Consider the following 23966-nt stretch of genomic DNA (forward strand, 5'->3'; position numbering starts at 1 on the left):
ATCGCTCACGCCCAGAGGGAGGACTCCACCTCCAAGGTGGGGAAAGCCGGACAGTCGATCAGCCACCCGGCGCGCTGAAGGCGTTCTCCACCACCAGTTCGCTCAGGGGCACCTGACCGGGCTTGGGCCAGGGATCCTTGATGCTGCGACCCACGGCCACCAGCGGGCCCATCACATGGTCGGGCGGGAGATTCACCAGTTCCGCCACCTTGTCGATGTCGAAGCCGATCATCGGGCAGCTGTCGAGCCCCAGGTCCTGGGCGGCCAGCATCAGGGTCTGCATGGCCATGCCGATCGACCGCTGGGCCTCATCGCGCTGCAGCCACTCACGGCCTTCGTGGAAGGGGCCCATCCAGCCCACCAGGAGATCGGCCACCTCCTTCGGCGCATTGGCCCAGTAGCGGCCGGGGTTCTTCTGCCAGGCCTTCGTGTCGGCCGTGAACAGGATGAGCAGGGAGGCGTCGGTGATCTGGGCCTGATCGAAGCCGTGCTCCTTGCGGATGGTCTGGCGCAGGGCCGGATCCCTGAGGATCACGAAGCGCCAGTGCTGGATGTTGAAGCTGGTCGGGGCCTGGATCGTGGCCCGCAGGAGGGTGTCTTCGTCCTCTGCCGTGAGCCGGTGGTCGGGATCGAAATGCTTGACGGCTCGGCGGGAGTGAATCGCGTTGAGCGTGTCCATGCAGCAAGGCCGACGGTCGCGATCAACGTATCAGCGCTTGTCCTTGGGCTCTGGCGGGCAGGGTGCTGCGGCAAGCGTGTTGTCGCTCACCCCCTTCCCTTTCGGGGGTAGCCATCGATGCAGCGGCGCGATGACAGTGGGACTGAACCAGGGGATGCATGGGCGACGCAGGCGAGCGGGCTTCCGATCACAACGTCAGACGCGAATGTGTGGCCAGTGAACTCAAGATGTATCACCGGTACTTTGTCACTGACCTCCGGATTGCCGTGCAGGAGGGCACCACCATTCCTGATCTGAAGCTCAGCAGCTGCTGGCGCTGGTTGGTCGCCCTCCACGGTCTGGCTCCATCCACATTCCCCGCACCCGATGTGCTTGTTCTGGCCGCCCAGAGCGAGCTGGTTGCATCAAGGGGGTCTGATCCAGTCGACCCCGCCGTTGGTGCTGCATGAGGCCTGATGCGCTGGCTTCGGCTGGTTCTGAAGCCGGAACTGCGCTTCGTCCCTGCCGGTTGAAGTTGTGTTGAGAGATGCTTTGACTGCGTTACGCCGCTCGCGGTGACGCCACTGGTTGGCAAGGATTGACGCAGGCCTGGATGAGCAGGATCTGCTTCGTCTGGCACAACGTTTGTGCATGGATTTCACTCCCTACCTTCATCAGCTCGTCGACGAGGATCAGCAGGCGGGCCTGTTGTCGGTCGCTGTTGATGGCCGTGTCGCTCTGGCGATGAAAGGACGCTTGCTGCTGCGTTGCTTCTGCGAGAGCCTCGGCAGGCAGGGGGACATCGGCTGTGCAGTGACCGATGTTGACTCCTGCCTGGTCCATCTGGAGCGCGATCCCTACACGCTGCTGTTGTGCACGGATACGCTGGAGTCCGGCAACGGCTTCGATCTCGCCCGCCGGGCCAAGACGCTCCAGCCGGGCCTGAATGTGGTGGTGATGGCCCTGAAGGATGTGATCCCGATGGAATATGCCGATGCGCCCTGGTTGCAGGCTGTGGTGGCCGAAGCGGATGTGATCGAGGATCACAAGCCTCTGGAAGCCGCGGTGCTGGCGGTGATGGGAGGTCGCTCCTACCGCAGCAGCTCACTGCGGAGTGGATCGCTTCCCTATCTCAGCTGTCCGAGGCTGACGCCACGGGAGTATGAGGTGCTCGACCTGGTGGCCAATGGGCTCACCAACAAGGAGATTGCCACTCAGATCGGTGTGAGTGAGGAAACCGCGCGCACCTACAGCAAGCGGCTGCTGCGCACTCTCGAGGTGAGCAATCGGGTGCAGGCGGTGCTCAAGGGCATGCGCTGCGGCATGGTGAACCTCTGAATCAGACCCGATGCACGGCGGCCGTTCCCTTGGCGCGCTGCTTGAGGGCGATGAGCACATCATCAGCCGTTCCCAGCAACGCCTGTGCCGACGACCCGGGGTCGGGGATCGCTGCTGCCGCACCGATGGTGACGCGCGGCTGGATCGGGCCGGCCTCGGTGTCGATGGTGCGATCGGCGATGGTCGCCAGCAGCCTCTGCATCACGCTCAGCCCTTCGTCCGCCGTTGTGGCGGGCATGATCACCATGAACTCATCGCCCCCCCAGCGACCGATCGTGTCGTAGGGGCGGAGCCGACTCAGGAGAATGCCGGCCAGCTGACGCAGGTAGGCGTCGCCGATGAGATGGCCATGCCTGTCGTTGATCTGCTTGAAGCCGTCGCAGTCGATCATGGCCAGGGCCAGGCTGTTCTGCTTGCGGATGGCGTAATCCCACTCCTTGTGCAGCATCCGGTTCAACCCTTCCCGGTTCCACAGCCGTGTGAGGGGGTCCACCAGGGCCTGGCGGGCCAGCTCGTTCAGCTCATCGATCACCTCCGACTGCTGGTGGGACAAGGCCAGGGCCTGCAGTTCGGACTCCACGGTTTTGCCGAGATCCTCTAGCAGTTGCCGGTCGCAGTCCGGCATCTCGCGGGGTTCCCAACCGATGGCGCAGAGGGTTCCCAGCTTGATGGTGTCCGAGAGTTTCAGCGGGTAGCCGGCGTAGAAGCGGATGCCCGGTTCCCCCGTCACAAGGGGATTGTCGGCAAAGCGCGGATCCTTGCGGGCATCGGGAACCACCATCATCGAATCGCCGAGGATGGCGTGGGCGCAGAACGCGACATCCCGGCTGGTCTCTGCAACGGGAAGGCCCTGAATCGACTTGAACCATTGCCGCTGCTCATCCACCAGGGACACCGCAGCCACCGGCACCTGCAGTGAGCGACACACCATGCGGGTGATGCGTTCAAAACGCTCATCCAGGGGCGTATCGAGAATCTTCAGCCGGCGCAGAGCATTGAGCCGATCCGATTCATTGGCGGGGAGGGGTGCTTTCATTCGGAATCCCGGCTCAACGCTGAGCCATGATATTGATCAACATGCTGGCCTTGAGTTCATTCACCACGGTCTCGGCCAGATCAGCGAGAAACTGGATATCCTCCTCGCCCATGCTGCGGGGCTTGGTGTCGAAAACGCACAGGGCTCCAAGGCGGATGTCCGGACACAACGTCAGTGGATGCCCAGCATAGAAACGGATGCCTGCGTCACCGCTGACCAGTGGCGAGCCGGCCACACGGGCATCGGCCCGGGCATCCGGAATCACCAGCGTCGAGCCTTGCTGGATGGTGTGCTGACAGAACGAGTCATGCCTGGGAATCTCAACGAAATCCGCTCCCTGAAGCTCCAGGCACCACTGCCGCCGTTGATCGATCAGGCTGATGGCGGCGATCGGAACATCCAGAACCCGTTTCACCAGTCGCACGATGCGGCTGAATTTCGGATCGGGTTCTGAATCCAGAATGGAGAGGTTGTAGAGATGGGCCAGGCGCTGCTGCTCCTGCATCTCCTGCCCGGAGAGATCACTCATGCCACTTCTGGCCGTTGCAGCGAGCGGACGGCGTTGCTGCCCTTGATCGCATGCTTCAGGCGAATCAGGGTGTCATCGGCCTGCCGCAATGCTTCGCTGAGGCTGTCGTCATCGCCGGGCACCATGGTCACCGCTCCCATGGTGACGGAGCAGTGAATCGGTCCAGCGGAGCCATCGATCGATTGGCCGCAGATGGCGTTCTGCATGCGCGCCATGATCCGCTCGGTTTCATGCAGGGCGGAGCGCGGCAGAACGATCAGAAACTCATCGCCGCCCCATCGCCCCAGGACGTCCATTCGGCGCAGCTCCCGCAGCAGGGTTCTGGTGATGGTTCTGAGCACGGCATCACCGCATGGGTGGCCATGCAGGTCATTGATCTGCTTGAAGCCGTCGCAGTCCACCATCACGATCGAGAGCACGTCCTGATGGCGGCGTGCCTCGTCCCAGGCCCGCTGCAGCGCCAGTTCGATGCCGGCCCGGTTCCAGATCCGCGTCAGCGGATCGATGAGCGCCTGGCGGCGGGCTTCATCCAGATCGGTGGCCAGCTGGGCGTTGACCTCGGTGAGAGCCAGTGAGCGGAGCTCGGAGAGCACCACCTCACCCAGGTCTTTGAGAATCGCCTGCTCCGTGCTGCTGAACGCCCGCGGCACCCGGTCGATCGCGCAGAGCGTTCCCACCCTCAGATCCCTCTCCAGCGCGAGGGGCACGGCGGCGTAGGAGCGGATGTTGGGTGGGCCGGTCACCAGCGGATTGGCGCGGAAGCGGTGGTCGCGCTGGGCGTCCGCCACCACCATCGGTTCCGGCTTCTTGATGGCATGGGAGCAGAACGCCACCTCTCTGGGCGTTTCGGCTGCATCGAGCCCCTGAATCGATTTGAACCACTGCCGCGAGGCATCCACCATCGAGATGGCCGAGATCGGCACCCGGAGAGCCTGGCAGACCATGCGCGTGATCCGTTCGTAGCGCTCCTCGAGCGGGGTATCGAGCACACACAGGCGCCGCAGGGCATTCAGGCGTTCCGCTTCGTTCATCAGAGGGTCAGGAGGTCGTGAGGGTGCTCCCGACGTGAGGAGTGTCCCCGGGCCGGCCGATGGCCGTGGCGCGGGCCGATGACGCCCGCTTCCCGCACGGGGCGGTGCCGGCTTCAACGGCCCATCCACCTCTCTAGATCCCCTGCGCCGCAGGCGACTACCCCCTTCCGGGGAGGACGCCTCAGGCGACGAGCCACTCCCGCCAGCAGCGGCCGACCCGCTCACCCGAGAGCAGGGCCCCCTCCACCTGCCCGAATCCCGCACCGGCGATGCAATCGCCGCAGAATGCGAGCCGGAAGCGGGGGTGCAGGCTCAGCGCGGGGCTGAGCCCCGCACCGCGGGGACGGGCGGCTCCCCAGCGCATCAGCCAGGCTTCGCTGGGGTGGGGCGATGGGCCGCCGCCGGGCCACCAGGCCCGACTGAGCTGCAGCAGCGCCTGCTGGAGCTGGCTGAGAACGCTCGCCTCCGTTGCGCCTGCATCCGGCCCTCGGTCTTCGAGGCCGAGCGCCGCCCGCTGACGGGCACTGGCGGAGCCACGCGGCGTGAGTGGCCCGGTGGCGGCGGTGAAGGCGGCGCTGGCCTCCAGCAGCAGCGCCATCGATCCATCGGGCTGAGGCTGAAGCCGCAGGCGATCGATGGACCCGTCTCCCTCCGCCGGCTCAATCGCATCAAGGCCGAGGGCCCGCCAGGGCTCTGCATCCGCTCCCTCGAAGCGCAGCACCGCCACCAGGCGCGCCTCCGTCCCCTGCCGGGCCAGCAGGTCGAGCGCCTGATCCAGCCTCCGGCAGGACGCTGCGTCCTCCGCGGCGGCCTGGGTCTCCAGCTCGCGCAGGGCCTGGCGCAGGGGCGGCGACGACCAGCCGAAGCTCGCGGCGCCGCGGGGATGGGCCAGCAGCGACCCGCAGATCACCAGCCCATCGCAGGGATCGAGCAGAGGTTCTCCTTCCGCACCGAGCAGCCTCCAGCCGCCCGATCGCTGCGGCCGGAGCCGGTGCACCAGCGTTCCATAGCGGGTCTCCAGCGGCGCGATCGGATCCGCCAGCAGGCCCCGGCAGAGACCGTCCATGCCGGGGCGGCCCATCAGCACGGCCTCGGCCGGTGCTGCCTCGGCGGAGCGCCGGGGCGGCTGGCTGCTGCTGGCCCGCGCCAGGCGCAGCGGCCGCTCCTCCAGCCAGCCGCCCGCCAGCAGCGGCTGCAGCAGCCGGCGTGCCTCGGGGCTGGAGACCGTGAACCAGGGCGTGCCGTGGTTCACGGTCTCCTCAGGTCGATGCCGGGAGCGGCGGCTGGCACAGCGTCCGCCCGGACCGCGGCCCATCTCCACCAGCGAGAGCCGCCCGCTGAAGCCATGCCGACGCAGGCTGGCGGCGGCGCTGCAGCCGGCCACACCGGCTCCGATGATGGCGATGTGGCTCATGGGCGGCCGGCCGGCGGCGCCGGTGTGCGAGGGTTCGGTGCAGGAGGGGGGAGCCGAACCCCGGGGAGGTTGCCGCGATGACGGGCCCGTCCTGTTTTGTGAAACTCACCGAGGCGATCGCGGACCGCGGCTCGCTGCTCGTGGCCGGCCTCGATCCGAATCCGGAGATGCTCGGCAGCTGGAGCCGGCGCGAGGGAGTGGCCTCGGCCTCGTTCCTGGCGGTGGCACGGCGCTGGATCAAGTCGGTGATCGAGGCCACGGCCGATCACGTCTGCGCCTACAAACCCACCCTCGGCTTCTATCAGGCGCTGGGTCCGATCGGGCTGGATCTGCTGCGGGAGGTGCGGGAGCTCGTGCCGCTCGAGATCCCCCTGATCCTCGATGCCAAGCACGGCGACCTCAACAGCAGTTCGGCGCTGGCCCGCCACTGGTTCGAGGACCTGCTGGTGGACGCGGTGACCCTCACCCCCCTGGCCGGGCAGGACATCGCCGCTCCCTTCCTGCTCTACCCCGGCAAGGCGGTGGTGATGAGCTGCCACAGCTCCAACCCCGGCGCCCGCGTGCTGCAGCACCATCCCGACGACAGTCAGCCGCTGTATCTGCGGATCGTGCGGGAGAGCCAGCTCTGGGCCACCCCCGAGCAGCTGATGCTCGAGGTGGGCACCACCGATCCGGCACTGCTGGCCACGGTGCGCCGCGAGGCTCCGAGCCGGGTGATGGTGCTGCGCAGCCTGTGGGCCGTGGAGGAGCGGCTGCGGGAGATGGTGGAGGCCGGGCTCAGCGATGCCGGCGACGGCCTGTTGCTGCCACTGCCCCAGAACCTGCTGGTGGAGGAGCACCTGGGGGAGCGGGCCGCCGCCCTCAAGGCCGAGATCGGGGCCATGCGCGAAGGCCATCAGCCCCCTTCGGCCCAGTGCGATCTGTGGCTGCCGCGGGAGCGGGAGGAGCCCGAGGGGCTCGATGCCCTGCTGGTGGATCTGCATGACATCGGTTGCCTGCTCTTCGGGGATCACGTGCAGGCCTCCGGTGCCGTGTTCAGCCACTACATCGACCTGCGCCAGATCATCTCCGATCCCAACCTGTTCCATCGCGTGCTGCATGCCTACGCCCATGCGATGCAGGGTCTGCGCTTCGATCGGGTCGCCGGCATCCCCTACGGCTCCCTGCCCACGGCCACGGGCCTGTCGCTGCAGCTCCACACACCGTTGATCTACCCCCGCAAGGAGGTGAAGGCCCACGGCGCCCGCCGGCTGATCGAGGGCGACTTCCAGGAGGGGGACCGGGTGCTGCTGGTGGACGACATCCTGATCAGCGGCGGCAGCCTGCTCGACGGCATCGCCAAGCTGGAGAGTTCCGGCCTCGAGGTGGAGGACGTGGTGGTGTTCCTCGACCACGGCAGCGGCGGTCGCCAGCGGGTGGAGGCGGCGGGCTACCGGGTTCATGTGGTGTCGTCGCTGCCGCATCTCGCCGGCGTGCTGCAGGCGGCGGGGCGGCTCAGCGCCGATCAGGCCTCCCTGCTGACGCACCAGGACAGGCTCTCACCGGCATGAAACGGCACCAGCGGCACCGCTGAGCCGCTGGCGGTGGGCAGCTCCAAGCGCCTGGGCACCGCAGTGGGCTGCCGGCGTAGCCGCAGCCGGCCCTCATTGAGCGGCAGGCCGTAGAAGCGGGGGCCGTGTTCGCTGGCGAAGCCTTCCAGATGCTGCAGGGCGTTCTCCTCCTCGAACACCTGGGCGTAGCTCTCGAGCGCGTTCGGAGCATTGAAGATGCCGGCGCAGCCGCAGTCGGTCTCCTTGCCGCTGCGGGGGTGGGGTGCGGAGTCGGTGCCGAGGAAGAAGCGGGGATCGCCGCTGGTGGCGGCCCGGCGCAGGGCCAGACGGTGCCGTTCCCGCTTGGCCACCGGCAGGCAGTAGAAGTCGCTGCGCAGGCCGCCCATGAACATGGCGTTGCGGTTGATGTGCAGGTGGTGAGGCGTGATCGTGGCGGCGAGATTGGCATCGGCAGCCAGCACGAAGTCCACCGCCTGCTCGGTGGTGATGTGCTCGAACACCACCTTGAGATCGGGGTGACGATCCAGCAGCGGTTTCAGGTGCCGTTCGATGAACACCGCCTCGCGATCGAAGATGTCCACATCCCGATCGGTGACCTCGCCGTGGATCAGCAGCGGCATACCGATGCGCTCCATCGCCTCCAGCACCGCTTCGATCAGGGAGAGATCGCTCACCCCTGAGGCGGAGTTGGTGGTGGCATTGGCCGGGTAGAGCTTGGCGGCGGTGAAGACCCCCTCGGCGTGGCCCCGCTCCAGTTCGCTGGGATCGAGGTCGTCGGTCAGGTAGGCCGTCATCAGCGGGGTGAAACCGCTGCCCTTCGGCAGAGCCGCCAGGATGCGCTCGCGGTAGGCCCGCCCGGCGGCGACGGTGCAGACCGGTGGCCGCAGGTTCGGCATCACGATCGCCCGGGCGAACACGGCCGCGGTGGGGGGCAGCACCGCCTCGAGCATCTCGCCGTCCCGCAGGTGGATGTGCCAGTCGTCGGGCTGACGGATGGTCAGTTCCGTGACGGAGCGTTCAACCGGACGGTTCGGCATGGTGGGCGGCGGGTCAGCGGAAGGGCGGTTCAGTCCCCCTTCGCCATCATCGCCATCACGGTGCTGACCGAGTCGCCCGGAGCCGGTGCCTCAGCGGGCCGCCACCTGCAGTTCGGGCCCGGCGGCGGGCAGCCCGTCGACGGCCAGCCGCAGGCTGCTGATCAGATCGGCAGTGAGGTGACCGTCGGGCAGCAGATCCACCAGGCCCAGCTTCTCCAGGCGCTTGAGGGTGCTGCCGCTGGCCCCCACCAGGAACACCCGGCGGCCGGCCTCCATGGCCTCGGTCACGGCGTTCTCCAGGGCGAGGGAGGCGGTGACGCCCAGGTGGGACACCTCGCGCATGTCGAACACCACGGCGTCGCAGCCGCTGATGGCGTTGTGTTCGCGGGAGATCGATTTGGCCACGCCGAAGATCATCGGGCCGGCCAGCTGGAACAGCAGCACCCGACCCTGGCCGCGATCGATGAGGGCCTGCTCCTCGTCGCTGAGCTCCACGTCATCGTCGGCGGTGCTGATGGTCTTCACGGACTTCGACTGCAGGGCGCTCATGCGATCGATCGTGAGGATGTTGGCCACGAACACGCCGATGCCCACGGCCCAGATCAGATCGACGAAGACCGTCAGCACGATCACGCCATACATGATCAGGGCCCCCTTCACCGACAGGTGATGGGCCCGCTTGAGGAAGCTCCAGTCGATGATGTTAATGCCCACCTTGAAGGCGATGCCGGCGAGCACCGCCAGGGGGATCTGAGCGGCGAGGGGGGCCGCCAGCAGGATCACCAGCATCAGGATCACCGCCCGGCTCACGCCGGAGAGGGCGGTGCGTCCACCGCTCTGGATGTTGACCACCGTGCCCATGGTGGCGCCGGCCCCGGGCAGGCCTCCGAAGAGTCCGGAGGCCAGGTTGGCCAGGCCCTGGCCGATCAGTTCCTTGTTCGAGTTGTGTTCGGTGCGGGTGAGGCTGTCGGCCACCATCGAGGTGAGCAGAGCATCGATGCAGCCCAGCATTCCCAGCACCAGGCCATCCACCACCATCAGCTGCAGCTGACCCAGCCCCAGGGTCGGCATGCTCAGGGCGGGGAAGCCCGAGGGGATCTCACCGATGCGGCGGATGTCGGCATCGCCGAGCAGGGTGATCGAGACGATGGTTCCCACCACCAGCGCCAGAAGCTGGGGCGGGCAGACCTTCTTGATGCTCCTTGGGGTGAACCAGAGGATGGCCAGGGCCAGCAGGGCCAGGGCGGTCTCCATCGGCTGGATACCGGCAAGCAGTTCAGGCAGGGCCAGGAGGGAGCCCACAACGCCCCCCTTGGGACTGGACTGGCCGAGGAACGGGGCCAGCTGCAGCACCATCAGAATGATGCCGATGCCGGACATGAAGCCCGACACCACCGTGTAGGGCATCATCGTGATGTAGCGCCCCAGCCGGAAGAAGCCGAAGAGCAGCTGGAAGCAGCCCGCCAGCATCACCACGGTGAAGGCCATCGCCATGCCCGTGGCCGCATCCGGAGCGTTGGTCGTGAGGCTGGCGATCACGGCGGTGAACACCACGGTCATCGGACCGGTGGGCTCTGAGATCAGGGTGGGGGTGCCGCCGAAGAGGGCGGCCACAAGGCCGATGATCACCGCGCCCCAGAGACCGGCGGCGGCCCCGGCACCCGAAGCCACGCCGAAGGCGAGGGCCATGGGCAGGGCGATCACCGCGGCGGTGATACCTCCGAACAGATCGCCGCGCAGGTTGTTGGCGTTGATCCGGTTCAGAATCTGCACGCGTGCACCCCTTTGATGGGGGGAGATTAAGGGCATGACGGGTCGTATCGACGTCGCTGCCGCCTCCCGCGTCACTCCGGCGCCGTTCCGGCACCCCGCTCGCCTGCACGGCCCGGGAGCAGAGTGGGTCGCTCAAGCAGGGCGGGCGTGACCGATTTCCTGATCGATGTTGTGCAGGTGCTGGTGGGCATCCTGCTGCTCTTCTTCGGCGGTGAACTGTTCGTTCAGGGGTCGGTGGCCATCGCCCTGATCCTCGGGGTACCCCAGCTGGTGATCGGCCTGACGGTGGTGTCTCTGGGAACCAGCGCCCCGGAACTGTTCGTGAGCCTGGGATCGATCGCGAAGGGGTCAGCTGATCTGGCCACCAGCAACGTGGTGGGCAGCAACATCTTCAATGTGATGGTGGTGCTGGGCTGCAGCGCTGCGATCCTGCCGTTGAAGGTGGAGAGCCGCCTGGTGCGGCGCGATGTTCCCATCCTCATCGCTGTGTCGATGGCGGTCTGGGGCATGGCCTCGGCCGGCGTGGTCACCTGGCAGGCGGGCCTGGCCCTCGTCACCGCCCTGGTGATCAACACGATCTGGGAGGTGCGCACCGCCCGGGAGGACCCCGAGGGATCGGGAGAGGCGGAGCCGGAGGTCTCCGAGGAGGCGGCCAGCGGTGGCTGGGCGCCGGCGGCGCTGCGTCTGGCGGGCGGCATGGCGCTGCTGGTGATCGGCTCGCGGATTCTGGTGATCGGGGCCAGCGGCGCCGCCCTCACCCTCGGCGTGAGCGAGACCGTGATCGGCCTGACGATTGTTTCGGCCGGCACCTCCATGCCCGAGCTGGTGGCCTCGGTGGTGGCGGCCCTGCGGGGGGCCACCGATCTGGCCATCGGCAACGTGATCGGCAGCAACCTGCTCAATCAGCTGCTGATCCTCGGCTCCTGCGGCCTGGTGTCGGGCGGGGCGGGCCTGCAGGTGGACCCGGTGCTGATCAACCGCGACATGCCCGTGATGCTGCTGGCCACCTTCGCCTGCCTGCCCATCTTCTGGACCCGGGGGCGCATCAGCCGCCTGGAGGGGGGCGTGCTGCTCACCCTCTATGTGCTGTACCTCTGCGATCAGGTGCTGCCCCACACCCTGCCCACCTGGCGGGACGAGTTCCGGCTGGTGGTGCTCTGTCTGGTGCTGCCTGCGGTGCTGGTGCTGATCCTGGTGCAGGCCATCATCTACTGGCAACAGCGGCGCAGGAAGCGGGAGCAGGCTTGACGGCGCGCGGGTGCCCCAGCCGAAGTGGCCCCGGAAACGATGTCATCTTCATGACGATCGTGTGACGTCCGCGCGCGTGCTCAGCAATCTGATGGGGCCGGCCTGGATTCTCCGAGGCGCCGATGCTGGAGCTGCTGCCTCCCCTCAACGAGCACAACCTGCCCTGGATGGACACGATCCATCCGATCGTCGTCCACTTCGTGATCGCCATGGCGCTGATCAGCGTGGTCTTTGATCTGGTGGGGGTGGTGGCCAGACGCCCCAACCTCTTCGAAGTCAGCTTCTGGAACCTGATCGTGGCCACGGTGGCCATCTTCATCGCCATCATCTTCGGCCAGATCGAGGCGGGTCTCGCCTCTCCCTATGGCGGTGCCAGGGATGTGCTGAATCTCCACAGCACGCTCGGCTGGACCCTCGCCGGGGTGCTGGCGCTGGTCACCGGCTGGCGCTACGTGGTGCGCCAGAGAGATCCCCTGGTGCTGCCGCGAGGTTTCCTGGCCCTGGACGCGGGCCTGGCCACCCTGGTGCTGGTTCAGATCTATCTGGGGAACATGCTGATCTGGATCTACGGCCTTCACACCGTTCCCGTGGTTCGCGCCGTGCGGGAGGGCCTGATCTCGTGATCCCGCCGATTGCCACGGCCGTGCCGGCCGCACTGCTCTCACCGATCCAGGAGCTGGCCGAGGGCCTCGGGCCCAACGGTCTGCCCTATTCGATGCCGGTTCACCCGAATCTGGTCCACCTCACCATCGGACTCTTCGCCATCGGCATCGCTTTCGATGTGGTGGGGGCCCTCTATCCGCTCGAGAAGCGGGTGTTCCGCTTCCTGGCTCTGCCCGTGACGCGGGTGGGCTTCCACGATGTGGGCTGGTACAACCTGCTGGCCTGCAGCGCGGTGAGCTTCTTCACCGTGGGCGCCGGCTTCTACGAAATCATGCTGGCCGTGCCGATTCAGGGGGTCACCAGTCCCCTCGGCCTCGGGGCCATGAGCACGATGCTCTGGCATGGCGTCGGTGGTGTGGTGCTGCTGCTGCTGATCGTGGCGATGACCGTCTGGCGCGGCTATCAGCGCTTCGTCTGGCGCCGGGATTACGGCCGTCAGGTCGACTGGAGTTACCTGATCGCGGGCGTGCTGCTCCTGGGTGTGATGGGGCTGCACGGAACCCTCGGCGCCGAGCTGGGGGCCGAGTTCGGTGTTCATGTCACCGCCGATCAGCTGCTGGATCAGGGCCTCAGTCCCCTCGCTGAGCTGCCCTGAACGTCAACCCCGCGCCGCTGAGCGAGCGGCGTCGGCCTGCCTCACCTCTCCCTGATCCCCCGCTCCAGCCCGATGTCGCCCTCCTCCCCGTCGCTGGCACCACGGCCCGGCCCCGACCTGAAGGCGGTGGGGCTTGTGAGCCTCGCCGCCGGGATCGACACGATCCTGAGCGTGAAGGCCGCCGAGCTCAGCCTGAAGCTCCTGCCGCCGCAGGCCTCCACGGCGGCGCCCTACGTGGATGGGGTGTTCGCCCTCGAGGTGGGCATCGGCTGTTTCATTTTCCTCGGCTGCTGCACGGCGATGGCCTGGAGCCTGCTCTTCCACCGTGCCGACAAGTACGACATGGATGACGGAGCTCCGATCGAGGGCAACCTCAGGCTGGAGATCATCTGGACCGTGATTCCCCTGGTGATCGTGATGGCGATCGCCACCTATTCCTTCCGGGTCAATGACATTCTTGCCACCCTTGGACCCAAGGTGAAGCTGATGCCGGGTGAGGCGCCGCAGCTGCTCACCGCCGAGGGGGAATACGGTCCGGTCGACGTGATCGCCCGTCAGTGGTCCTGGGAGTTCATCTACCCCAATGGTGTGCGCAGCAGTGAACTGCATCTGCCCCTCGATGAACGCACCCATTTCCGCCTGCAATCGGAGGATGTGATCCATGGCTTCTTCATTCCCGCCTTCCGGCTCAAGCAGGATCTCGTGCCCGGCAGCGTGATCAGCTACAGCCTCACCCCCACCATCGAAGGGGTGTACCGGCTGCGGGATTCCCAGTTCAGCGGCGGCTACTTCGCCGCCAACCAGACCGATGTGGTGGTCGAGTCGCGCGAGGCCTTCGACGGCTGGCTCGCCGACTCGGCCCGTCAGCCGCTGCGGCCCAGCTACAACCCGGCCGATGAGCTGCATCAGCTGCGGCTGCGCAAGGGCGATCGGGGCTGGGCCACGGTGCCGCCGGCGCCGCCACCGCTGGTGAATGCCTCCCAGGACCCCTCCCGGCCCCACGACGCCTGAGCCTTCATCTCCCGCACCATGACCTCCTCCACGGCCTCCTTCGACCCGCGGGTGCTCAAGGCTCCCCATCCCGTTCCGGGTGCTCCCGACAACTGGAAGCGGTTCTTCAGTTTCAACACCGATGCCAAGGTGATCGGCATCCAGTACATCGCCACCTCGCTCTTCTTCCTGCTGGTGGGTGGTGTGCTGGCGATGATCATGCGCGGTGAGCTGATCACGCCGCCATCGGATCTGGTGGACCCCACGGTCTACAACGGTCTTTACACGATGCATGGAACAGTGATGCTGTTCCTGTTTCTCTTTCCCATCCTCAATGGTTTCAACAACCTGTTGATCCCTCCGATGATCGGGGCGCCGGACATGGCCTTCCCCCGGCTCAATGCGGCGGCGTTCTGGCTGGTGCCCCTGTTCGGCGTGATCCTGATGGCCAGCTTCTTCGTGCCGGGTGGGCCTGCCAGCACGGGCTGGTGGTCCTACCCCCCCGCCAGCCTGCAGAACCCGGTGGGGCATCTGATCAATGGGGAGTCGCTCTGGATCCTGGCGGTGGCCCTCTCCGGCATCTCCTCGATCATGGGTGCGGTGAACTTCACCACCACGATCCTGCGCATGCGGGCACCGGGCATGGGCTTCTTCCGCATGCCCATCTTCTGCTGGACCGCCGCCGCAGCCCAGACCATCCAGCTGGTGGGGCTGCCGGCTCTGACCGGTGGCGCGATCATGCTGCTGTTCGATCTCTGCCTCGGCACCACCTTCTTCCGCCCCGAGGGGGGCGGTGATCCGGTGCTCTACCAGCACTTCTTCTGGTTCTATTCGCATCCGGCGGTGTACGTGATGGTGCTGCCGGTGTTCGGCATCTTCTCGGAGATCTTTCCCGTCTATGCCCGCAAACCGCTGTTCGGCTATCCGGTGGTGGCGATCGCCTCGTTCGCGATCACCGGGCTCAGTCTGATCGTGTGGGTGCACCACATGTTCTACAGCGGCACACCGATGTGGATGCGCAACCTGTTCATGTACACCACGATGCTGATCGCCGTGCCCACCGGCATCAAGGTGTTCGCCTGGCTGGGCACGCTCTGGCGGGGTCGGCTGCGCCTCACAACGCCGATGCTGTTCTGCCTGGGCGGGGTGTTCAACTTCATCTTCGCCGGCATCACCGGCATCATGCTCGCCACCGTTCCGGTGGACATCCACGTGGGCAACACCTACTTCGTGGTGGGGCACTTCCACTACGTGATCTTCTCCACCATCACCTTCGGTGTGTTCGCGGGCATCTACCACTGGTTCCCCAAGTTCACCGGACGCATGCCCTATGAGGGCCTCGGTCTGCTTCATTTCTGGCTCACCTTCATCGGCAGCACCCTCAACTTCCTGCCCATGCACTGGGCCGGCCTGATGGGCATGCCCCGGCGTGTGGCCTCCTACGACCCCGAGTTCGCCTTCGCCAACGTGCTCGCCTCCCTGGGCGCCTTCCTGCTCGGGGTGGCCACGATTCCCTTCCTGCTCAACATGGTCAGCTCCTGGTCGCGCGGGCGACGCGCCCCCGCCAATCCCTGGCAGGCCATCGGCCTGGAGTGGCTTCTTCCCTCACCGCCACCGGCCGAGAACTTCGAGGAGAACGTGCCCACCGTGATCTCCGGTCCCTACGGCTACGGCCTTGGCCGCCCCCTCGTCGAGCACGAGGAGAGCTTCATCGCCCGCGCCGCCCAGCCCGCCGCCAGCCCCACCTCCGACCCCGCATGACCAGCCTCTCCAGCGGCCCCGCCCCCACGGAGGGCGATGCGGCCACCGCTTCAGCCGATCCTTCCGCCCATGGCGGCCACGCCGATCACACCCTGACGGGGTTCGTGATCTTTCTCTGCTCGGAGAGCGTGATCTTTCTGGCCTTCTTCGCCGGCTACGCGGTGCTGAAGACCACCACACCCCAGTGGCTGCCCGCCGGGGTGGAGGGACTGGAGGTGATGTTCCCCCTGATCAACACCGTGGTGCTCGTGAGCTCCAGCGGTGTGATCTGGCTGGCGGAGCGGGCGCTGGCGCGGGGTCAGCTGCTGCGGTTCCGTCTGTTCTGGCTGCTCACGATCGCGATGGGCAGTGTCTTCGTGGTCGGTCAGGCGATCGAGTGGCAGGGCCTCAACTTCGGCCTGGGCAGCGGGGTGTTCGGCGGCACCTTCTATCTGCTCACCGGCTTTCACGGCCTGCATGTGATCACCGGCATCGTGCTGATGCTGTTGATGCTGGCGCGCTCCTTCGTGCCTGGGAACTACGAGCGAGGCGACAGCGGTGTGGTCTCCGTGTCGCTCTTCTGGCACTTCGTGGATGTGATCTGGATCGTGCTGTTCCTGCTCATCTACGTCTGGCAGCCGAACTGATCAGCTTCCGCTCGACTCGGACCCAGCCCCCTTCTCCCGGATCGCGATGATTCTCGACGACACCCACTACGACGTGCTCATCGTGGGCAGCGGCGCCGGAGGCGGCACCCTGGCCGGCACCCTGGCGGCGGCCGGCCGCCGGGTGCTGCTGCTGGAGCGGGGCGGCGCTCTGCCCCTGGCCGATCAGAACGTGGCGGATGCCGACCTGTTTCGCAAGGACCGCTACCACCCCGACGAGCGCTGGTTCGGACCCGACGGCGACCCCTTCCCGCCCCAGACGACCTACGCCCTGGGTGGCAACAGCAAGATCTGGGGGGCCGTGCTGCAGCGCATGCGCGAGGACGACTTCCGCTCCCACCCCCTGCAGGAGGCTCCCTCCCAGCCCTGGCCCTGGGACTACGGCGAGCTGGCCCCGTACTACGAGCGCGCCGAGCAGCTGTACCGGGTCCATGGCCGCTCCGGTGATGACCCCACCGAGCCGACGCGCGCCTCGGCCTATCCGCAGGAGCCACGCGCTCTGGAGCCGTTCCTGGAGCAGCTCGGCCAGGCGCTGCAGCGCCACGGTTGCCGCCCCTATCGGCTGCCCCTGAGCTGGAGCGACGACCCGGAGGATCCCACCGGTGATGCGGAGCTCTACGGCATCAAGGCGGCCCGGGCCGCCGGCTCGGCCAGGGTGTGCAGCGATGCCCGCGTGCTGCGCCTGCACGTGAACCCCAGCGGCCGCGAGGTGCGGGGCGTGGAAGCGATGGTGAAGGGAGAGATCTGGCTGTTCCGGGCGGATCTGGTGGTGCTGGCCGCCGGAGCGATCAACACCCCGGCGATCCTGCTGCGCTCGGCCTCATCGCTGCATCCGCGCGGCCTGGGCAATGGCTCCGATCAGGTGGGCCGCAATCTGATGCAGCTCCAGCTCACCTCCATCCTGCAGCTGGCCCGCGATCCCAACAGCGGCCGCTTCGCCCGCAGCTTCGGCATCAACGACTTCTACTGGGGCGATCGCAACGTGTCCTATCCCCTGGGCCACGTGCAGAGCGCCGGCGGGGTTCTGCAGGACGCTCTGTTCGCCGAATCCCCGCCGGTGCTCTCGCTGGTGAGCCGGCTCATGCCGGATGTGGGCCTGGAGCGGCTCGCCTCCCGTTCGGTGGCCTGGTGGGCCATGAGTGAGGTGCACCCCGATCCCCACAACAAGGTCTGGGTGCGGGGGGATCAGATCCACATCAACTACCTGGCCAACAACCGGGAGGCTCACGACCGGTTGGTCTACCGCTGGATCGATACCCTCAAGGCGGTGGAGAAGGACCCCGAGACCCGCGTGGTGCGCTCGGCACCGGTGCACCCCCGCGGCGAGGCCCCGATCAGCGTGGTGGGCTACGCCTGCGGCACCTGCCGCATGGGCAGCGATCCCACCAGTTCGGTGGTCGATGGCAACGGCCGCAGCCACGAGCTCGACAACCTCTACGTCGCCGATGCCAGCGTCTTCCCCAGCTGCCCGGCCGTGGGACCGGCGCTCACCGTCATCGCCAACAGCCTCAGGCTGGCGGATCACCTGCTCAGGGATCGCCTCGAAGGTCCGTCCGTGCCGGGCGTGGCGACGGTCTGATCGCTCCCGTCAGCGCCGGACGTGCCCGACACCGATGACCCGGTGGCCAGCAGAAGAGCAGCGATGGCCCCGTTCGGCAGCATGCGGCTGAGCAGGCGAGCCTCCAGCTCGCTGTCCTTCTCGACGTCGGGGTAGAGCATCAGAACGGCCATCGTCTCCTCATCAGGCAGCAGATGCCGGATCAGGGGCTCGAGCACGCCCATGGGCAGCAGGTTCTCTCCCCCCTTCAGCCGGTGCTGGAGAGCGTGGAGCAGTTCATGCCGCACCACCTCGCTGCGGTTGATCGCGAGGCGATCCAGGTTGTCTTCGCACAGCACCACCTCCTGCCGGTCGCTCTCGAAGGTGCCGCCGGTGCTGCGGTGCTCCCGGCAGAACGCGTCCGTGCCCCGGACCTGAAGGCCGCTCAGGCTGGCCGTGACCAGCAGTGCGGCAGTGGGCATGGAGGCCAGAACTGCTGCAGGCAGGCTCAGGAGCATCGCCGTCGGGGCCGGTGGATGGAACGCGGTGGTTAACCGAGCCTTAACCGGTTTACGTCGATCTCCGCGGCAGTCCTCGGCCGCCCGGGCCTTCTCATCCTTTCTTCATGTTCTGGCGTGCCCTGCTGACAGCGGGGCCATGAGCGCATCGAGGCCCAGCCACCACTGCTCGGATTCAGGCATGGTGCGGCAGTCGTCGAACCAGGGGCCGCCGAGGGTGTAGTGCAGGATCCGCGGCCGCTCCGGGATCGGCTGCACCCCCACCAGCACGTTCCACTCCGGCGGCAGGGAGCCGATCTCGCCGTCCTCCAGCCACTGGAACTGGTGCAGGTGCAGACCCGAGGCGGTGCTGACCAGCTCCGGCGTGAGCTGACGGCAGCGGGCGCAGTTGAACAGCATCACCGAGGACCAGTTCTTGCGGGGGTAGGGGGTCTGGGGCATTCCCTGAAATTTCTGGCCGGCGGTGCAGGTGTGATCATGCTTCACCACCTGCACCGCCGCCCGCTCGTCCCGCAGGGCCCAGAGCTCGGCGATGTCCGCCAGGCAGAGCATGTCGGCATCGATGAACAGGGCCCAGCCGCTGTAGCCGTTGAGCCAGGGCACCAGGAAGCGGCTGAAGGAGAAGGCCGTGCTCTGCAGCGGGTTGTGGGGACGCCGGAACACGGCCTTCAGCTGGCTCAGGCGCACCTGGGCGATCCGCACCGGCACTGAGGCCCGGGCCTGAATCGACTCCGCCAGCACATGCACGGCCGCCGTCTCGCGGGGGTCGTAGCCGATGTACACCTGCGGGAGATCGAGGCCGCTGAACGCCTGGGGCGCTGGGGCGGGGGAGAGAACGGCGGAGACCATGGTCTGATCACGGCAACACGGTGTCACGATATAAGCGTTGCGCGGCTGCGCAAGCCCGTGCTTCTGCAGAAGTGTGTATGCTGCGGCCGCAGGCCCTCCCCCCTTCCTCCCATGGAGACCCTCGCGGAGTACTTCAAGACCTTCTCCGAGCCCAACCGCCTGGCAGTGCTCGATTCCCTGCGCGATGGGCCCCGCAACGTCACCGCGGTGGTGGAGAGCACTGGGCTCAGTCAGGCCCTGGTCTCCAAGCACCTCAAGATCCTCACCGTGGCCGGCGTCGTGTCGCGCCGGCCCGAGGGAAGCCTGGTGTTCTACGAGGTGATCAACCGCCAGGTGTTCGATCTGCTGGCCAGGGCCGAGGAGCTGCTCACCACCGCCCGCCGTCAGCAGCTCGATGCCCTGGCGGCCAGCCTCTGAAGCTGCTGTTCGGCGTCGGCGGGCCGGCGCCGGCCCCCCCTTTGCCGATCTCCTCTTGACCGCTCCCGCCCACGAGTCCTCAGACCTGCCGCGCTCGATCGAGGATCTGCGCCGGGCCGTCGCCGCGGGGTCCCGGCATTTCGAGGGCCTGTCGCTGCAGGCGCCGGACGCGGGCGATCTCAACCTGGCGGCCTGCGTGTTCAGCGGCGGCTGCTTCAAGGAGGGTCGCTTCGGTCACGCCTGCCTGCAGGGTGCCGATGTGGAGGGGGTGTGCTTTCAGCAGGCCCTGTTCTGGGGCAGCGATCTCTCCGAGCTCAAGGGGCGGGGGTCCCAGTGGCACGACGCCGATCTCTCCGGATCGCGCATGCAGGGAGCGGATCTGCAGGGGGCGATCCTGCACCGCTGCTGCCTCCGCGGGGTGGTGGCGCCCGGCAGCCACTGGCAGGGGGCACGTCTGGTGGAGGCCGATTTCCGCTCCGGCCTCGACCAGCTCACCGACCTGGGCATGGCCAGCTTCCGCGGCGCGGACCTGAGCTTCGCCCGCCTCGATGGTGCCCGGCTGCCCCGGACTGACTTCCGGGAGGCCTGCCTCTACGGCGCCAGCCTGCGGCGTGCGGATCTCAGCGGCGCCGACCTGAGCGGCTGTGACCTGCGCGACACCTGCCTGGAGGGGGCCCGGCTCGAGGGCGCCCGCTTCGACGGGGCCCGCCTGCCGCCGGCCATCCCGACCTGAGCTCCGCAGCCCCCCTGCCGCCTGGGTGGATTCACCCATGGCGCCATCGATCTCACCCTTCTTAGGGTGAAACCGGTGGGGTGAGGCACGCATGTCCCTCCTGGCTCCAGAGCGCCCTGAACCGGAGGCCTCCGGCGAGGAGGGCGTTGTGCGGCCTGATCCGGCGGGTGTAACCCACCCCCAGCTGCCGAGTGAGCGAGCCGGAGCCCGGGGCAGCCCGGCTGAGGCCTTCGAACAGGCCAGGGAGGCCCAGCTGTACCTCGATCAGGCGGCGCGCCTGGCGTCCATCGGGTTCTGGCGCTGGGATGTGGTCACCAATGCGGTCACCTGGAGCGATCAGGTGTACCGGAACTACGGCTTCGAGATCGGCTCGCCCGTCACCTACGAGCGGATCGTGGCGCGCCTGCATCCGGATGATGTGGAGCGTCACCACGCCCTCACCTCCCAGTGGCTGATGGGCGGTCCGTTCGACCCGTTCGACTACCGCATCGTTCTGGACGACGGCAGCGTGCGCACCATCCGCGCCCATGGCGCGCTGTTCAGCGATGCGGAGGGACGCCCCCTCACCCTCTACGGCGCAACGCAGGACATCACAAGAGAGAGGGCTCTGGAGGATGCCCAGATCGCGGCCCTCTCGCGCACCTACGAGGTGTACCGGGCCACGGTGTGGGCGGCCGAGCACATCATCAACACCCTTCTGAACCAGCTGCTGGTGGTGGAGCGGGAGATGGTGCGCCATCCGGACTTCAATCCCGAAGCCCGGCGAGCCTTCCTGGAGGCCCGGCAGCAAGCCTGCCACTTGCTCGATCAGCTGAGCCACGTGCCCCAGGTCGTACCGGAGCTGATCGAGCGGGCGGTTCAGCCGGTCGCGCCCGAAACCGAGCCTGAGCCAGAGGCCGGGTTTGAGCCTCTGCCGGAGAAGGAGCCCAGGCAGAAGCCGGCAACCATTCGCCTCTAGGGCGACATCACACTCCTGTGCTGGCCTGCATCGCCGGACCGCTCTGCGAGTGTGGAAGTGATTCGCACCTCCATCGGCCGCGTCCGGGGAGGTGCTCCCCGCTGGTTCGCCCCGGTGTCGCTCCACGTGGTTCTTCCGCTCCCGCGGCCGCCTTTGGCGGCACGCCGCCGCGCTTCCCGTCGCCGCACCGGGCGTGGGCCCCGGCCATGAGTGAGCGGACCCAGCCGGTCGGCCGCGCCCGGCGCGGCGTGGTGGGCGGCAGCCGCTTCGCCGTGCGGCTGCGGGCCGAGATCCGCCAGGCCGCCGCCGATCCCGGTCAGCGCCCGGTCCTGATCAGCGGCGAACCGGGTCTGGAGAAGGACAACCTCGCTGCTCTGATCCACTTCGGCTCGTCGCGCCGCCAGGCCTGCATGGTGAGTGCGCAGGGTGCCCTTCTGCGGCCCGGTGGTGAGGACCTGCGGCAGGCGCTGGCGGCCTGCCCGGGCGGCAGCCTGCTGATCTGCGGGGTGGACCGGGCCTCCGAACCCGTGCGCGCCGAGCTGCGGGAGCTGTTGGAGCAGGGCAGTGGCCATGCCAACGGCAGCAGCTGCGCAAGTGTCAGCGGCCCACGCCTGCTGCTCACTGCCGAGCGGACGCTGCCGGAGTTCGATGGCTGCGTTCAGCTGATCCGGGTGCCGCCCCTGCGGGTGCGGCGGCGCGACCTGGGCGACTGGGTCCGCTACGGCCTGCGGCAGCAGGCCCGTCTGCAGGGGTGGCCCCAGGCTCCGGATGTGGCGCCAGCCGTGCTGCGGCTGCTGCAGGGCCACGATTTCCCCGGCAACCTGCGCGAGCTGGAGCTGATGCTCAGCCGGGCCCTGCGCCAGGCGGAGGACCAGGGTCTGCCCCGCACGTCCGCGGCGGCGACGCGGCCCTGCCTGCCGGAGGAGGTGTTCTGGCTGCCGCAGCGACGGGACGGGCTCCGCTTCGATCTCTGGCGCTGGCGGCCGGCCCTGCGGGGGGTGATGCGGGATCCGCGCCTCTGGCGCGGCCTGCTCTTCGGGCTGGTGAGCTGGGTGTTCGTGCTGGTGAACCTCTGGCTCTGGTTCGGTCCGCAGGACCGGGCCCACAACGGTGCCCTCAATCTGTTCTGGGCCTGGTGGTGGCCGCTGATCCTGCTCGGCTATCCCCTGGTGGGCCGGCTGTGGTGCTCCTTCTGCCCGTTCATGGTCTGGGGTGAGATCAGCCAGTGGCTGGTGCGGCGCCTCGGCTGGCGGCCGGCCGCCTGGCCGCGGGGCAACCAGGACGCCTGGGCGGCTCCGGCCCTGGCCACGGGCTTTGCCGCCATCCTGCTGTGGGAACACCAGGCCGCCCTGCCCGAGGTGGCGCGCCTGAGCAGCCTGCTGCTGCTGCTGATCACCGCCGGCGCCGTGCTCTGTTCGCTGCTGCTGGAGAAGCGCTGGTGGTGCCGCCACCTCTGCCCGATCGGCGGGATGAACGGTCTCTTCGCCCGGCTCTCGATCCTGGAGCTGCGGGCCCAGGCCGGCACCTGCAGCGGCACCTGCAGCAGCTACGCCTGCTTCAAGGGCGGACCGGCCGATGGTGAGGGCCTGGCCACCGCCGGCTGCCCGCTCGGCACCCATCCGGCCCACCTGCGCGACAACCGCAACTGCGTGCTCTGCCTCACCTGCGCCCAGGCCTGCCCGCACCGCTCCGTGCAGCTGCGCCTGCGCCCGCCGGCGGCCGATCTGCAGCCGGCGATGGAGGCTCCGCCCGGCGACAGCATGCTCTTGCTGGTGCTGGCCGGCAGCGTGCCCCTGGCCCACGCCTCCGGCGCGGGGGTTCTCCTGTCGCTCGGGCTGCCGCTGCTGCTGGGCGCCTGGATCGGCGGGGTGGGGCTGCCGGCCCGCTGGGCGGCTCCGGGATCGGTGCGGCTCGCCCTGTTCGCCCTGCTGCCGCTGGTGTGGGGTCTGATGCTGGCCGACCATCTGCCGATGGGCATGGCGGAGGCGGGCCGGCTGCTGCCGGTGAGCCTCTCGCCCTGGCTGCCGGAGGGGGCGCTGGCGCGGCTGCCGGCCTGGCAGGCGGAACCGGCTGTGATCGCCTTCTGTCAGAGCGGCGTTGTGCTGGCGGCGGCGCTCGCCTCGCTGCTGATGCTGCGGCGGATGCTCCCCGGACGGCGGCCGCTCCAGCTGGCGGGGGCAGGCCTGGTTCTGCTGGCGGCGCTGTGGGGCCGCTGGCTTGTGGCGCTGCCCTGAATCACGGCGCCGGTGCTGGTGGCTGTGGGCATGCAGCAACGCCGAAATACCTAGGCGTAGTGCTGGTGTTCAATGGTTTTCTGATGCCCGCGGGCGTTGCTGCGACACGCCTCGTCGACCATGGCCGGTCTCGCACCCAATCCCAGATTGCTGGAGGAATTGAGTCAGTTCTTCCGGCTGCTCAGTGAACCGGCGCGGCTGGCATTGCTCTGCGCGCTGCGGGAGGAAGCGCTCGATGTGTCGAGCCTGATCGAGCGCACAGGCTTCAGTCAGTCGCACCTGAGCCGGCAGCTGGGCCAGCTGCAGAAGGCCGGTCTGGTGAGCGTGCAGCGCGATGGCAACCGCTTCCTCTACCGGGCCGACGATCCCCTGATCGAGGATCTCTGCAACCTCGTGCAGGGGCGGCTGCGGGATCGGCTGCAGTCCCAGCTCGACCAGATGGCCGGCTGAGCC

24 protein-coding genes are annotated in these 23966 nt (G+C 68.0%); 15 read left to right on the top strand and 9 right to left on the bottom strand.

The window, feature by feature from the left end; all coding sequences use genetic code 11:
• Positions 1 to 58: 58 nt before the first annotated feature.
• On the bottom strand, positions 59 to 679 hold the full coding sequence (locus EVJ50_RS02535; protein WP_150882215.1) for a nitroreductase family protein: 621 nt from the start codon (positions 677 to 679) through the stop codon (positions 59 to 61).
• Between the two features lie 227 nt (positions 680 to 906).
• On the opposite strand from EVJ50_RS02535, the gene EVJ50_RS15315 reads away from it, so the two are divergent.
• Positions 907 to 1128 carry a DUF3136 domain-containing protein gene (locus EVJ50_RS15315; protein WP_225323140.1) on the top strand — a complete coding sequence of 74 codons (222 nt, stop codon included), beginning with the start codon at positions 907 to 909 and terminating at the stop codon, positions 1126 to 1128.
• Positions 1129 to 1309: 181 nt separating this feature from the next.
• Positions 1310 to 1996: a response regulator transcription factor gene (locus EVJ50_RS02545; RefSeq protein ID WP_150882217.1), complete on the top strand. Its 687-nt coding sequence runs from the start codon at positions 1310 to 1312 to the stop codon at positions 1994 to 1996.
• Between the two features lies 1 nt (position 1997).
• On the opposite strand, the gene EVJ50_RS02550 is transcribed toward EVJ50_RS02545, so the two are convergent.
• From EVJ50_RS02550 to EVJ50_RS02565, 4 genes are all read right to left on the bottom strand, one after another.
• A complete protein-coding gene (locus EVJ50_RS02550) occupies positions 1998 to 3032 on the bottom strand; it encodes a diguanylate cyclase (RefSeq protein ID WP_150882218.1) in 1035 nt (344 codons plus the stop codon).
• Positions 3033 to 3045: 13 nt separating this feature from the next.
• Entirely contained in the window at positions 3046 to 3447 is a 402-nt protein-coding gene (locus EVJ50_RS02555) for a GAF domain-containing protein (protein WP_370455566.1), read from the bottom strand.
• A 110-nt stretch (positions 3448 to 3557) separates the two neighbouring features.
• On the bottom strand, positions 3558 to 4592 hold the full coding sequence (locus EVJ50_RS02560) for a sensor domain-containing diguanylate cyclase (RefSeq protein ID WP_150882219.1): 1035 nt from the start codon (positions 4590 to 4592) through the stop codon (positions 3558 to 3560).
• Positions 4593 to 4773: 181 nt separating this feature from the next.
• Positions 4774 to 6006, bottom strand: coding sequence for an NAD(P)-binding protein (locus tag EVJ50_RS02565; RefSeq protein ID WP_150882220.1), 1233 nt, complete (start codon positions 6004 to 6006; stop codon positions 4774 to 4776).
• A gap of 77 nt (positions 6007 to 6083) precedes the next feature.
• On the opposite strand from EVJ50_RS02565, the gene EVJ50_RS02570 reads away from it, so the two are divergent.
• Positions 6084 to 7556, top strand: a complete 1473-nt coding sequence (locus EVJ50_RS02570; RefSeq protein ID WP_150882221.1) for a bifunctional orotidine-5'-phosphate decarboxylase/orotate phosphoribosyltransferase — start codon at positions 6084 to 6086, stop codon at positions 7554 to 7556.
• Here the strand turns inward: EVJ50_RS02570 and pyrC are convergent.
• Both pyrC and EVJ50_RS02580 read right to left on the bottom strand, forming a co-directional pair.
• The gene (gene pyrC, locus EVJ50_RS02575; protein WP_150882222.1) at positions 7511 to 8593 is read right to left on the bottom strand and encodes a dihydroorotase; all 1083 of its coding nucleotides are present in this window, start codon (positions 8591 to 8593) and stop codon (positions 7511 to 7513) included. The genes EVJ50_RS02570 and pyrC overlap by 46 nt on opposite strands.
• Before the next feature lie 90 nt (positions 8594 to 8683).
• Positions 8684 to 10402, bottom strand: a complete 1719-nt coding sequence (locus EVJ50_RS02580) for a SulP family inorganic anion transporter (RefSeq protein WP_150882223.1) — start codon at positions 10400 to 10402, stop codon at positions 8684 to 8686.
• A 111-nt stretch (positions 10403 to 10513) separates the two neighbouring features.
• On the opposite strand from EVJ50_RS02580, the gene EVJ50_RS02585 reads away from it, so the two are divergent.
• The 7 genes from EVJ50_RS02585 (at position 10514) to EVJ50_RS02615 (ending at position 17846) form a co-directional block, all read left to right on the top strand.
• Complete coding sequence (locus tag EVJ50_RS02585; RefSeq protein WP_150882224.1) at positions 10514 to 11614, top strand: calcium/sodium antiporter; 1101 nt, start codon at positions 10514 to 10516, stop codon at positions 11612 to 11614.
• 122 nt (positions 11615 to 11736) lie between these two features.
• Positions 11737 to 12237, top strand: a complete 501-nt coding sequence (locus EVJ50_RS02590; protein ID WP_150882225.1) for a DUF2231 domain-containing protein — start codon at positions 11737 to 11739, stop codon at positions 12235 to 12237.
• Positions 12234 to 12872, top strand: coding sequence for a DUF2231 domain-containing protein (locus tag EVJ50_RS02595; RefSeq protein WP_225323042.1), 639 nt, complete (start codon positions 12234 to 12236; stop codon positions 12870 to 12872). The genes EVJ50_RS02590 and EVJ50_RS02595 overlap by 4 nt, the downstream gene beginning before the upstream one ends.
• Positions 12873 to 12944: 72 nt before the next feature.
• Positions 12945 to 13883: a cytochrome c oxidase subunit II gene (locus EVJ50_RS02600; protein ID WP_150882226.1), complete on the top strand. Its 939-nt coding sequence runs from the start codon at positions 12945 to 12947 to the stop codon at positions 13881 to 13883.
• An 18-nt stretch (positions 13884 to 13901) separates the two neighbouring features.
• Entirely contained in the window at positions 13902 to 15623 is a 1722-nt protein-coding gene (locus EVJ50_RS02605) for a cbb3-type cytochrome c oxidase subunit I (protein WP_150882227.1), read from the top strand.
• Positions 15620 to 16249 carry a heme-copper oxidase subunit III gene (locus EVJ50_RS02610; protein WP_150882228.1) on the top strand — a complete coding sequence of 210 codons (630 nt, stop codon included), beginning with the start codon at positions 15620 to 15622 and terminating at the stop codon, positions 16247 to 16249. The genes EVJ50_RS02605 and EVJ50_RS02610 overlap by 4 nt, the downstream gene beginning before the upstream one ends.
• Positions 16250 to 16295: 46 nt before the next feature.
• On the top strand, positions 16296 to 17846 hold the full coding sequence (locus EVJ50_RS02615; RefSeq protein ID WP_150882229.1) for a GMC oxidoreductase: 1551 nt from the start codon (positions 16296 to 16298) through the stop codon (positions 17844 to 17846).
• Here the strand turns inward: EVJ50_RS02615 and EVJ50_RS02620 are convergent.
• Positions 17789 to 18286, bottom strand: coding sequence for a hypothetical protein (locus tag EVJ50_RS02620; RefSeq protein WP_150882230.1), 498 nt, complete (start codon positions 18284 to 18286; stop codon positions 17789 to 17791). The genes EVJ50_RS02615 and EVJ50_RS02620 overlap by 58 nt on opposite strands.
• A gap of 141 nt (positions 18287 to 18427) precedes the next feature.
• Positions 18428 to 19171 carry a hypothetical protein gene (locus tag EVJ50_RS02625; RefSeq protein ID WP_191964844.1) on the bottom strand — a complete coding sequence of 248 codons (744 nt, stop codon included), beginning with the start codon at positions 19169 to 19171 and terminating at the stop codon, positions 18428 to 18430.
• A 111-nt stretch (positions 19172 to 19282) separates the two neighbouring features.
• Here EVJ50_RS02625 and EVJ50_RS02630 point away from each other — a divergent pair, with 111 nt between their 5' ends.
• The 5 genes from EVJ50_RS02630 to EVJ50_RS02650 all read left to right on the top strand — a co-directional run bounded on the left by EVJ50_RS02630 (position 19283) and on the right by EVJ50_RS02650 (position 23963).
• Positions 19283 to 19588, top strand: coding sequence for a helix-turn-helix transcriptional regulator (locus EVJ50_RS02630; RefSeq protein ID WP_150882231.1), 306 nt, complete (start codon positions 19283 to 19285; stop codon positions 19586 to 19588).
• A 55-nt stretch (positions 19589 to 19643) separates the two neighbouring features.
• Positions 19644 to 20321, top strand: a complete 678-nt coding sequence (locus tag EVJ50_RS02635) for a pentapeptide repeat-containing protein (protein ID WP_225323043.1) — start codon at positions 19644 to 19646, stop codon at positions 20319 to 20321.
• A 91-nt stretch (positions 20322 to 20412) separates the two neighbouring features.
• Complete coding sequence (locus EVJ50_RS02640; RefSeq protein ID WP_150882233.1) at positions 20413 to 21279, top strand: PAS domain-containing protein; 867 nt, start codon at positions 20413 to 20415, stop codon at positions 21277 to 21279.
• Positions 21280 to 21485: 206 nt separating this feature from the next.
• Positions 21486 to 23513: a 4Fe-4S binding protein gene (locus EVJ50_RS02645; protein WP_150882234.1), complete on the top strand. Its 2028-nt coding sequence runs from the start codon at positions 21486 to 21488 to the stop codon at positions 23511 to 23513.
• Between the two features lie 120 nt (positions 23514 to 23633).
• The gene (locus EVJ50_RS02650) at positions 23634 to 23963 is read left to right on the top strand and encodes a helix-turn-helix transcriptional regulator (RefSeq protein ID WP_150882235.1); all 330 of its coding nucleotides are present in this window, start codon (positions 23634 to 23636) and stop codon (positions 23961 to 23963) included.
• Positions 23964 to 23966: the final 3 nt, after the last annotated feature.

Origin of the sequence: Synechococcus sp. RSCCF101, from assembly GCF_008807075.1 — a bacterium.
Lineage (GTDB): Bacteria > Cyanobacteriota > Cyanobacteriia > PCC-6307 > Cyanobiaceae > RSCCF101.

What these genes read in the sequence shown, in the direction of transcription:
- EVJ50_RS02535 (WP_150882215.1), bottom strand. Translation starts at nt 679, where the DNA reads ATGGACACGCTCAACGCGATTCACTCCCGCCGAGCCGTCAAGCATTTC.
- EVJ50_RS15315 (WP_225323140.1), top strand. Translation starts at nt 907, where the DNA reads ATGTATCACCGGTACTTTGTCACTGACCTCCGGATTGCCGTGCAGGAG.
- EVJ50_RS02545 (WP_150882217.1), top strand. Translation starts at nt 1,310, where the DNA reads ATGGATTTCACTCCCTACCTTCATCAGCTCGTCGACGAGGATCAGCAG.
- EVJ50_RS02550 (WP_150882218.1), bottom strand. Translation starts at nt 3,032, where the DNA reads ATGAAAGCACCCCTCCCCGCCAATGAATCGGATCGGCTCAATGCTCTG.
- EVJ50_RS02560 (WP_150882219.1), bottom strand. Translation starts at nt 4,592, where the DNA reads ATGAACGAAGCGGAACGCCTGAATGCCCTGCGGCGCCTGTGTGTGCTC.
- EVJ50_RS02565 (WP_150882220.1), bottom strand. Translation starts at nt 6,006, where the DNA reads ATGAGCCACATCGCCATCATCGGAGCCGGTGTGGCCGGCTGCAGCGCC.
- EVJ50_RS02570 (WP_150882221.1), top strand. Translation starts at nt 6,084, where the DNA reads ATGACGGGCCCGTCCTGTTTTGTGAAACTCACCGAGGCGATCGCGGAC.
- pyrC (WP_150882222.1), bottom strand. Translation starts at nt 8,593, where the DNA reads ATGCCGAACCGTCCGGTTGAACGCTCCGTCACGGAACTGACCATCCGT.
- EVJ50_RS02580 (WP_150882223.1), bottom strand. Translation starts at nt 10,402, where the DNA reads ATGCCCTTAATCTCCCCCCATCAAAGGGGTGCACGCGTGCAGATTCTG.
- EVJ50_RS02590 (WP_150882225.1), top strand. Translation starts at nt 11,737, where the DNA reads ATGCTGGAGCTGCTGCCTCCCCTCAACGAGCACAACCTGCCCTGGATG.
- EVJ50_RS02600 (WP_150882226.1), top strand. Translation starts at nt 12,945, where the DNA reads ATGTCGCCCTCCTCCCCGTCGCTGGCACCACGGCCCGGCCCCGACCTG.
- EVJ50_RS02605 (WP_150882227.1), top strand. Translation starts at nt 13,902, where the DNA reads ATGACCTCCTCCACGGCCTCCTTCGACCCGCGGGTGCTCAAGGCTCCC.
- EVJ50_RS02610 (WP_150882228.1), top strand. Translation starts at nt 15,620, where the DNA reads ATGACCAGCCTCTCCAGCGGCCCCGCCCCCACGGAGGGCGATGCGGCC.
- EVJ50_RS02615 (WP_150882229.1), top strand. Translation starts at nt 16,296, where the DNA reads ATGATTCTCGACGACACCCACTACGACGTGCTCATCGTGGGCAGCGGC.
- EVJ50_RS02620 (WP_150882230.1), bottom strand. Translation starts at nt 18,286, where the DNA reads ATGCCCACTGCCGCACTGCTGGTCACGGCCAGCCTGAGCGGCCTTCAG.
- EVJ50_RS02625 (WP_191964844.1), bottom strand. Translation starts at nt 19,171, where the DNA reads ATGGTCTCCGCCGTTCTCTCCCCCGCCCCAGCGCCCCAGGCGTTCAGC.
- EVJ50_RS02630 (WP_150882231.1), top strand. Translation starts at nt 19,283, where the DNA reads ATGGAGACCCTCGCGGAGTACTTCAAGACCTTCTCCGAGCCCAACCGC.
- EVJ50_RS02640 (WP_150882233.1), top strand. Translation starts at nt 20,413, where the DNA reads ATGTCCCTCCTGGCTCCAGAGCGCCCTGAACCGGAGGCCTCCGGCGAG.
- EVJ50_RS02645 (WP_150882234.1), top strand. Translation starts at nt 21,486, where the DNA reads ATGAGTGAGCGGACCCAGCCGGTCGGCCGCGCCCGGCGCGGCGTGGTG.
- EVJ50_RS02650 (WP_150882235.1), top strand. Translation starts at nt 23,634, where the DNA reads ATGGCCGGTCTCGCACCCAATCCCAGATTGCTGGAGGAATTGAGTCAG.